This window comes from Paenibacillus sp. Y280, assembly GCF_056786335.1.
In genome coordinates this window covers 71,337-80,857 of sequence record NZ_JBXCIW010000019.1, presented here as the reverse complement: position 1 = coordinate 80,857, position 9,521 = coordinate 71,337, and the positions used below count along the sequence as shown (strand labels likewise).

Annotated in this window: 10 protein-coding genes; 7 read left to right on the top strand and 3 right to left on the bottom strand. The window is 47.6% G+C overall.

Translation table 11 applies throughout. The features are described from left to right. Positions 1-63: 63 nt before the first annotated feature. The gene (locus AC1TPC_RS20985) at positions 64-561 is read right to left on the bottom strand and encodes a hypothetical protein (protein WP_482068744.1); all 498 of its coding nucleotides are present in this window, start codon (positions 559-561) and stop codon (positions 64-66) included. Between the two features lie 156 nt (positions 562-717). Between AC1TPC_RS20985 and AC1TPC_RS20980 the strand changes: the two genes are divergently transcribed. The 4 genes from AC1TPC_RS20980 to tyrS all read left to right on the top strand — a co-directional run bounded on the left by AC1TPC_RS20980 (position 718) and on the right by tyrS (position 4,302). Then, on the top strand, positions 718-1,026 hold the full coding sequence (locus AC1TPC_RS20980; protein ID WP_169090905.1) for an ArsR/SmtB family transcription factor: 309 nt from the start codon (positions 718-720) through the stop codon (positions 1,024-1,026). A gap of 18 nt (positions 1,027-1,044) precedes the next feature. Then, positions 1,045-1,527, top strand: a complete 483-nt coding sequence (locus tag AC1TPC_RS20975; RefSeq protein ID WP_482068743.1) for an SRPBCC family protein — start codon at positions 1,045-1,047, stop codon at positions 1,525-1,527. A 35-nt stretch (positions 1,528-1,562) separates the two neighbouring features. Then, on the top strand, positions 1,563-1,904 hold the full coding sequence (locus AC1TPC_RS20970; protein ID WP_482068742.1) for a YnfA family protein: 342 nt from the start codon (positions 1,563-1,565) through the stop codon (positions 1,902-1,904). Positions 1,905-3,012: 1,108 nt separating this feature from the next. Continuing rightward, positions 3,013-4,302 carry a tyrosine--tRNA ligase gene (gene tyrS / locus AC1TPC_RS20965; RefSeq protein ID WP_482068741.1) on the top strand — a complete coding sequence of 430 codons (1,290 nt, stop codon included), beginning with the start codon at positions 3,013-3,015 and terminating at the stop codon, positions 4,300-4,302. Positions 4,303-4,538: 236 nt separating this feature from the next. On the opposite strand, the gene AC1TPC_RS20960 is transcribed toward tyrS, so the two are convergent. Then, positions 4,539-5,621 carry a branched-chain amino acid aminotransferase gene (locus AC1TPC_RS20960; RefSeq protein WP_482068740.1) on the bottom strand — a complete coding sequence of 361 codons (1,083 nt, stop codon included), beginning with the start codon at positions 5,619-5,621 and terminating at the stop codon, positions 4,539-4,541. Positions 5,622-5,744: 123 nt separating this feature from the next. Here AC1TPC_RS20960 and AC1TPC_RS20955 point away from each other — a divergent pair, with 123 nt between their 5' ends. The 3 genes from AC1TPC_RS20955 to rnhA are packed head-to-tail and all read left to right on the top strand — an operon-like array spanning position 5,745 to position 8,623. Beyond that, positions 5,745-6,641 carry a LysR family transcriptional regulator gene (locus AC1TPC_RS20955; protein WP_482068739.1) on the top strand — a complete coding sequence of 299 codons (897 nt, stop codon included), beginning with the start codon at positions 5,745-5,747 and terminating at the stop codon, positions 6,639-6,641. A 15-nt stretch (positions 6,642-6,656) separates the two neighbouring features. Continuing rightward, positions 6,657-7,919 (top strand): UTP--glucose-1-phosphate uridylyltransferase, encoded by a 1,263-nt coding sequence (locus AC1TPC_RS20950; protein WP_482068738.1) that lies wholly within the window; start codon positions 6,657-6,659, stop codon positions 7,917-7,919. Between the two features lie 50 nt (positions 7,920-7,969). Then, positions 7,970-8,623: a ribonuclease H gene (gene rnhA / locus AC1TPC_RS20945; protein ID WP_482068737.1), complete on the top strand. Its 654-nt coding sequence runs from the start codon at positions 7,970-7,972 to the stop codon at positions 8,621-8,623. 20 nt (positions 8,624-8,643) lie between these two features. Here the strand turns inward: rnhA and AC1TPC_RS20940 are convergent, their stop codons facing one another. Then, a complete protein-coding gene (locus AC1TPC_RS20940; RefSeq protein ID WP_482068736.1) occupies positions 8,644-9,513 on the bottom strand; it encodes a helix-turn-helix domain-containing protein in 870 nt (289 codons plus the stop codon). Positions 9,514-9,521 lie beyond the last annotated feature (8 nt).

The window sequence follows — 9,521 nt, the reverse complement described above, 5'->3', positions numbered from 1 at the left end:
AATCCATGCTTGACGACGTTGTTCTCTCGTGGTCATGTGGCAACCTCCTTCATTGGGTTGCCTTCATTTTCTCATGAATGGTTTGGACGTTGAAGGTGGGCTGGATTTGACGCTTACCTTGATGCTGTATTTCCCGGATGCCGATTTAACCGCTTCTGCTTCATAAAGCTTAAAATCTGCGGAGAAATAATTTTCATTAATCGGCTTTGCCTCAACAAAGGTTTTTCGATTGTTTTTCACTTTATAAGTAATTTGGTATGTACGTAACGGTACCAGCTTCTCGAGCTCCCCAGCAGCAATGGTAATCTCTTTTAGCGATTCTCCTTCCTCATGTATTCCTTCCAGCCTACTTCTATCCTTCTCATAAAGGCCAGTCAAATAGCTTTCCGTAATTAAGATGTTTTCCGTTACGGTGGGCGATTTCGCAAACGGGTTGCCAAAGACGATTCCTACAATGTAAGCAATGAACAAAATAAAAATAACGGCTGGAACGGACAGAATCAGAAAAGCATGCAGCAAACAGGAATTACGGCTTTGTTGAGCTTCTTTTGCCGTTCTCATTTTTATTTCCCCCGCAGTACAATTGAAATATATATTTTTTTCTATATTATACTATAACTCCCTTGCGAAAGAGGAAGACTTAAGAGGTGAAGCTAATGCAAATCGCGCTTAACTACATTTCTTTACGGGAATATAACCATGTGGTAATATAGCGTTATGAAAAATGATAAACTTTTTGAAATATTGGCAGAGCCCAATCGAAGATCGATTCTCGATTATTTGCGTGCGGGGGAGAGATCTGTCGGAGAACTTGTAGCGATTTCGTCACTGAGTCAGCCTGGTGTATCGAAGCATCTGCGGATTTTGCGGGAAGCGGGCCTTGTAGCGGTGCGGAAAGATGCACAAAAGCATTTGTATCGTCTGAACGCGAAGCCCTTAGAGGAGATTAGCGATTGGCTGGAGCCTTATCGGCTGTTCTGGTCCAATAAGCTGGATGATCTCGAGCGGATGCTGGATGAGGAATAACGACAAGGAGGAATAAATATGTTAGCTGTCATCACGCAAGTTGAAAATGGACATACGGTACGTTTCGAACGCCATCTGAAGCATCCTGTCGAGAAGGTCTGGGCTATGCTGACGGATAACGAGAAGCTGGCAAAATGGTTCTCTGAGCTTAGGGTCGATGACCTTCGAGAAGGCGGAATCATTAAGTTCGATATGCAGGACGGTACTTTCGAAGAGATGGAAATCATCGAGCTTAAGCAGCAGTCCGTTTTGGCGTATACATGGGGTGAGGATCAAGTCCGGTTTGAATTGTATCCGGAGCCGGAAGGCTGCCGCTTGGTTTTGATCGAGACAGTCAATAAGATTACTGCCCATACGCCAAGAGATATTGCGGGCTGGGATGTATGTCTGGATGTGATCGAGGCACTGCTGGACGGCAGAACAATTGAATCGCGCAAAGACATTTGGAAAATCAAATACGATGAATATGTACAAGCCTTTGAAAATTTGCCTCAAGCGTAGCTTGAATCGTTGAATCAACAAGCAGCTTGCGTTATTTGGATGTGAGAAAAATAATAGGTGCGATTTTTATATTTGTACTGGCTGGATTAGCGGAAATCGGCGGAGGTTATTTAGTTTGGCTCTGGCTCCGTGAAGGAAAGCCGCTATACTGGGGAATCGTTGGAGGAGCAGCGTTAGCGCTATATGGCGTTATTGCTGCGTTTCAATCCTTTCAATCGTTCGGAAGAGTGTACGCGGCATACGGAGGAGTGTTTATCGCGCTTGCTGTTCTATGGGGATGGCTCGTTGATAAGAAAACGCCGGATTTGTACGATTGGATTGGCGCTGGCATTTGCTTAATCGGGGTTTCGGTCATTCTTTGGGCGCCTCGGCATTAAGAAATGTGCAAGCAAGGGGATGCTGTGACGGGAGCTCCTGTTATAGAGCTAGAGTATAAGCATCCATTGGTGCCGTACTTGAAGAGGTTGATATGGCGACATATCGACGAATCTGGGTTGGTACCGCGAAAATTTCGCCCCCAAGACTTAAGTCTTGGGGGTGAAATTTTTTTTTGAAGACGTGATGAGAAGATGGACCGCGGTACTAACCCTACAATGGAGGTTTTACGATGAGTAATGAGATAAAAGCGGATGCGGATCATTTTTTATACAAAATCATTAATGAGGATAATCAAGCGGGCGTCTTCAGCAGACCTATGTGCACACGATTTCTATTTTGAGCTATCGCAGCCTATTCGAGTAAATGATGTGCAAGCGAAAGAAACGCTGCAAAGTGATTTGCTCTCCCAAAATCTTCGATTTTAACTAATCAAGCATGTGGGCAAGCGGTGTAAATGAGATATTCAGCGATTTAACGGACAGAGAATCCTTTATTTTTCTAATTCAGCGATTATTGTGGCGTTCGCGGACTCAGGTTCCGCTATTCACTCAAAAAACCAATTTTAACATCGTTTAAATGGATTTAACGGATCTCCTGTCCGCCTATTACGCCTAAATGGTCAAAATGCAAATATAACGGAAATACAGTCCTCTCACTACAAATTCATGTGTTGAGATTCATTAGAAAGAAGTAAACTTTCTTCGTCCTGTCTGATCCAAGGGTATGCGCTATTCTTTAGGAGGAGCTTTATTTTTACGTTGAGCGCGCTATGCATATGGTTTTTTACGATCTATTATATTTCGAAAATGGGCGGGTATCCGTTTAACTTCATTTTAGTGGTTTTTACCGACATCGTAGTCGGCATGAGCTTGGTCCTGTGCAATGTCGTCGTTTGGAAATAAACCGCAGACGCTTAAAGGCTGCAAAATGAAGCTTTCGCTTCAGGCTGCTGCTGTTGGATTCACCTGCGAAACAGCCAGCAGCCTAACGTCATTTGTACGATCCTCGGCGTCGACTAAAGTGAAATATGATCGCAAGTTTCACACGCTTCTTTTAAAAATGCTGATTTAGACGTAAAATATAAGAAACAACGGAGGAGAGAATGAAATGACGAATGAAGCAATAGCAATCAATCATGATGATCTTTTGGCAGATTTGGAGTACCGAGGGCTGGTACAGCAATTTACCAACCGCGAGGAATTACATAAGAAGCTCACCAGCGAGCGCGTTGTGCTCTACTGCGGATTCGATCCGACTGCGGACAGCCTCCATATCGGGAGCCTGCTTCCGATTCTATGCTTGCGACGCTTCCAACAGGCGGGACATATCCCGCTCGCGCTGGTCGGCGGAGGAACGGGCTTGATCGGAGATCCGAGCGGACGCTCGACGGAACGTTCACTTAACACGTCGGAGACAGTATCGCAATGGACGGATAGCTTAAAGCGTCAGCTGTCTCGTTTTCTTGATTTTGAAGCGGAGGAAAATTCGGCTAAGCTCGTAAGCAATTACGACTGGATCGCGCCGCTTGATGTTATTACGTTTCTGCGGGATGTAGGCAAAAACTTTACCGTCAACTATATGCTTGCGAAGGACTCCGTCGATTCACGCTTGTCATCGGGTATTTCCTTCACGGAGTTCAGCTATATGATTTTGCAAGCCTACGACTTCCACAAGCTGCATCAGGATCATAACTGCTCCTTGCAAATTGGCGGCAGCGACCAATGGGGCAACATTACAGCAGGTCTTGATCTAATTGGCAAAATGGGCGGCGGAGACGCTTATGGAATGACGATGCCTCTCGTTACAAAGAGCGACGGCAAAAAATTCGGCAAATCCGAATCCGGCGCGATCTGGCTCGACCGCTCGAAGACATCTGCGTACCAGTTCTATCAATTTTGGATCAACACGGAAGACAGCGATACGATAAAGTTTTTGAAATATTTCACGTTCCTGTCCCGCGCCGAGATCGAGGCACTTGAGAATGAGCTGCAGAATGCTCCGGAGAAACGTGCTGCGCAGCGTGAGCTGGCACGCGAAATTACCCGTCTTGTTCACGGCGAAGAGGCGCTAGTAAGCGCAGAGAAAATTACGCAGGCTTTCTTCTCGGGTGATGTCAACCAACTGAGCGAAGCGGAGCTTATCGAAGCGCTGCAGGACATGCCTACAACGGTGCTTACGAATAGGGAAGAGATTGGGCTGATGGATTTGCTGATTGAATCAGGAGCAGCGCCATCCCGCCGCCAGGCGAAGCAAGATATTACGAGCGGCTCGATTTCGATTAATGGAGCGAAGCAAACGGATGCTGAGGGCGTTGTCGGCAAAGAGCAAAGGTTATATGACAAATTCGTCGTCTTGCGCCGCGGGAAGAAAAACTACTTCCTCATTCGGTTCGAATAGTAAAGAACGTTGGTGAGCGGCGTTGGTGCTCGGACGAGCTGGAATTTCTGGAGTTAACTAGAGTTAAGTTGGAGGTAGCGGGATTAGAAGTAATTCTAATTAGAAGGTTTACTCTGGAGAAATTCCAGTTAGTTGAGATCCTTCGGTTTACACCTGCCCGAGCCCGACGAATCGCTTACTCTGTAAAAGCAAACAAGGCTGCCGATCATGATAATCGGCAGCCTTCTATTAATAGGTTAGACATTAACGGCAGTCGCTTCGACCATCCAGCTGAATGGATCAGCCAGCTTGCCCATTTGAATGCCGGTTAGCGTGTCATAGAGCTTCTTCGATAGCTCGCCTGTTTGGCCTTCATTGATGACCAGAACGTCGTCCTGCCAATTCAATTCGCCGATTGGAGAAATAACGGCCGCTGTTCCTGTTCCGAAAGCTTCTTCCAGCGCGCCGCTCCGGCCAGCCTCATATAGCTCTTGAATCGTAATCTGACGCTCGACAACCTCGATATCCCAATGGCGGAGCATTTGAATAATCGAATTGCGCGTAATTCCGTCTAAAATGCTGCCAGTTAGCGCTGGGGTGTACACGACGCCGTTCATTTTGAAGAAGACGTTCATGCTGCCGACTTCCTCGATATATTTGCGGTGTACGCCATCGAGCCATAGTACCTGGGAATAGCCTTTTAACGTAGCCAGCTCCTGCGCTTTCAGACCAGCCGCATAATTGCCTGCAGTCTTCGCCTCGCCGACGCCGCCCTTAACGGAACGGACGTATTCCGACTCTACGAAGATTTTTACCGGGTTCACGCCTTCGGTATAATAAGCGCCTACCGGCGACATGATGATGATGAATTTATAATGCGTAGACGGTGCCACACCAAGCTGGGCTTGCGTTGCGATGATGAACGGACGAATGTACAGCGACGTGCTTGGCGCATTCGGAATCCAGTCCTTATCAACAGCGATAAGCTGCTTCAAAGCTTCAATCGCGGTATCAACATCAAGCTCGGGAACGCTGAGACGCTCGTTGGAGCGGTTCATTCTTTGTATGTTTTTTTGAGGTCTGAACAGCAGCACGCGGCCGTCGTCGGTTTTGTACGCTTTCAAGCCTTCAAAGATCGTTTGTCCATAATGAAATACTTTTGCTGCCGGGTCTAATACGATCGGTTGGTAAGGAAGGATACGCGGCTTATGCCAGCCGTTGTCCGTCGAATAATCCATAATAAACATATGATCCGTAAAATGGTTGCCGAATCCGAGCTGATCCGCCGCTGGTTGTTGTTTCTTATTTTTGGTCAATTCGATTTCCAATGATTGAAGCAATTGGCCCATCTCCCTTTTTGATCATTAATTGAATGCTAACACTTCATACGCTATATTTAAAATATCTATTTTATTGAATGTCCATACTTTAAAGGTATGGATGAACGGAGTGAACGCAACGTAATGGACATGCGTCAGCTGAAGTACTTTTTAACTATAGCACAAGAAGGACAGGTTACGCGCGCAGCTAAACTGTTGAATATGGAGCAGCCGCCCCTCAGCAGACAATTGAAGCTGATGGAAGAGGAGCTTGGCGTTAAGCTATTTGAGCGCAATGGCAAGGGACTTATCCTTACAGACTCAGGAGAGCTGCTTAAGCAGAAAGCCGAATCTCTGCTTCTTCAATTCGATGAATCCCTCAGGGAGGTAAAGGGAATGGAGGAGGGCATTCGCGGCGTCCTGTCGATCGGATCGGTTGTATCCTGCATTTCCTTATTGCCTAAGCGAATTGAGCTGTTTAGAGACAGTTATCCCCAGGTCACGTTTAAAATATCGGAGGGAGACCATTTCTACTTAGGCGAGCAGCTTGAGAAGCGGGCCATCGATTTGGTTGTTGCGAGGCTGCCGTTTGAGGCGCAAAAGCATCCGCAGCAATATACCATTTTGACGCTGCCATCCGATCCGTTTGTTGCTGTCATTCCCAGCTCATGGACAGCCTATTCGAGCAAGGAATCGTTATGCATGAAGGATTTAGCTCAGTTTCCATTCCTCACCTTGAAGACGGACAAGACGACCCGGATGCATGAGCAGGTCGTAAATGAATGCAAAAGGCATGGTTTCGTGCCTAATATTATATGCGAATGCTCCAGCGTTGCGATTATTATGTCGCTAATTGCAGGAGGGATCGGCGCAACGGTTTTTCCGAAGTCAGTCATGTCTTCCTTTCCAAGCACTGTCATCAAAATGCTCCATATCGAGGATGCGGATTTCCAATCCGATGTCGGCATCCTATGGCTGAGAGATCATTATTTGCCTAAGCGTGCACAGCTGTTTATTGAGAGCTTTCGCTCGGAAATGTGAGGAAGGAGGCAGCAAATGGAATCCAACATTCGACGGGCAGAAGCCAAGCTTCGCGCCTATAAGCAAGAGCATGTCCTTGAGGTTCTCATGAACTTGCCCGAGATGTCAAAACAAAAGCTGGCCGCACAAATAGAGCTTATCGATTTCGAGCGGCTGTTCAAAGCGCTGGACGAGCATCATGAGTCCAACCAATCCAGCATAGCAAATGTAAAGCCAATCCCGTTTGAGGATTGGGACTGCTATGATGCGGGAGAACAGCATGCTTTTACGGAGCTCGGGTGGGAACTGCTGCGCAAAGGGGAAATCGGCGCTATCGTCGTCGCGGGAGGCCAAGGCAGCAGATTAGGCCACGATGGACCCAAGGGGACATTTGATATCGGCCTGCCATCCGGCAAATCCTTATTTCAGCTTCAAGCAGAAAGGCTGCTCATTCTATCTAGAAGAGCCGGCAAGCCTATCCCGTGGTATATCATGACTAGTCCGGACAACCATGATGCAACGGTATCTTTTTTTCAAAAACATCATTACTTTGGCTATTCGGCTTTGGACTGCTTTTTCTTCCAGCAAAATACGCTGCCTGCGCTTGATTTTGAAGGCAAGCTGCTATTAACGGACGATGGCGCCATTAAGGAAGTGCCAAGCGGTCATGGGGAATGTTTCGCTTCCTTAAAGCGGTCTGGCGCAATAGCCGACATGAAGCAAAGGGGCTTAAGCTGGCTATTCTATTACAACGTAGATAACGCGCTTATTAAGGTGGCTGACCCCGCTTTTATCGGCGTAGCTGCCTCGCATAACCATCCGATTGCCACGAAGGTGATCGAGAAGTCGGATGCTAAAGAGAAGATCGGCATCGTTTGCATGAATAATGGACGTCCGGCTGTATTGGAGTATAACGAGATTCCGGCAGAAATTAGCGAAGCAAGGACGATGGATGGGCATTTGTTTTATAGTCTGGGGCATATCTCGATTCATTTATTCAAGCTGGATTTCATTGAAGAGCATGCCGATGCCGATATCCCCTTTCATATCGCCTCCAAAAAGTTGGATTACTTAAGCAACGCAGGAAATAAAGTCATGCCTGTTGAACCAAACGCGTATAAGCTGGAACGATTTATTTTTGATTTTTTTCCGTATGCGGATCAATTGACCGTACTCAAGGCAAGGCGAGAAGATGAGTTTGCTCCTGTGAAAAATAAAGCTGGAGAGGACAGTCCGCAAAGCGCGCGCAATCTCGTACTCGCACAGCATAGGCGTATTTGGCAAAGTGCTGGCGAATAGCCTAAAATAGGTTCTTATTTCATTGATGACAAAGGTGGTAATTTGGAAGAATGGCTAAGGGCAAATATTATGTCGTTTGGGTAGGCAAAAAAACCGGTGTATTCGCAACTTGGCCAGAATGCCAAGCACAGGTTAGCGGTGTGAAGGATGCGAAGTATAAAGCCTTCGAGAGCAAGCCGCTTGCTGAAGCAGCTTTCAAGGACGGCTGGCGCAAGCATTGGGGGCAAGGGAGCGGCACTGCCGCCGCCAAGACAGGTACAAGCGTCAAGCAGCCGGTACTGTTTGGCGATGAAGCCTCTATCGACTATGACAGCATATCCGTTGACGTGGGCACTAGAGGCAATCCCGGCCCCGTTGAATACAAAGGCGTAGATACGCAGACCGGCGAAATTCTGTTTTATGTCGGGCCAATCGCTAACGGAACAAATAACTTGGGCGAGTTTATTGCGATCGTCCATGCCCTTTCGTACTTGAAGGAGAAGGGCAGCGGGAGAACGGTTTACAGCGATTCCCGGACAGCGCTCAGTTGGCTTCGCAATAAGAAGGTTGCCTCGAGTTTGAAACGGGATGCTTCTACCGCGAAAATCTGGGAGCTTACGGACGAGGCGGTGAGGTGGCTTCAAACCAATACCTATTCCAATAAAGTGATGAAATGGAACACCGAGGAATGGGGAGAAATTAAAGCCGACTTCGGAAGAAAATAAAACGGCATGGAAAAGCACAACTACTGGTTTCCTCGGAGCGATGACGGGGAAACTTTTTTGTGTTTCTTGAACGTCCGGCTAAAGTAGTAGATGTCGTTGAAGCCTGTAGCGGCCGCAACCTCCGATACGGTGAGCGGACTGTGGCGCAGCAAATAATCGGCTTTGCCGAGTCGAGTCATCGTAATGTACTCGGTCACCGTATGACCGCTGAGTTCCTTGAACAACCGGCTGAAATGGAAGCGGCTGAGGCTTGCCATATTCGCGAGCGTATCGACAGAAAGCTCATCTTGATAGCGCTTCTCTATATGCTGGAAGACGGGCGCAAAGCGCTCGATATTTTTCATCCGTTCCGCATATTCGTCCTGGGTAAGCACAGTAGCGACATGGCCGCGAAGCAGCAGCGTAAGCAGCCGGTAAAGCTCCGACTTAATCGCAAGCTCGAAACCGAACTCGCGTTCCTCCAGTTCTTTGATAATCGCAAGCATGCAGGAGGACACGTTGCTGTTGCCTGTGACATGGTTTTGCAGCAGCAGCCTGTTTTGCGTTATCGGGGTGATGAACTTGGTTTCGGCGGCGTCTACCGATTGGCTGTGCAGCAGCGAAATGTCCGCAATGAGCGCATAGTAGTACAAATGGGAAGAGAGACTGATGCCGTAGTGCAGCTCGTTGCTGTTGACGACAACAAGATCGCCGGCGGAGGCTATTGTGGTCGTAGATCCGCATTCGATCGAGGCTTGGCCGGTGACGATATATAGGAATTCAAGATGTTCGTGAAAGTGATGGGGGAAGATGACGACGCCCTGCTCATTAAAGGTAATACGGTGCAGCTTGATTGGAAAATGAGGGTCTGGCATGTCCATGGGCTCGCGCAGCGTTTCGAATTTTTCCATCTTCATCA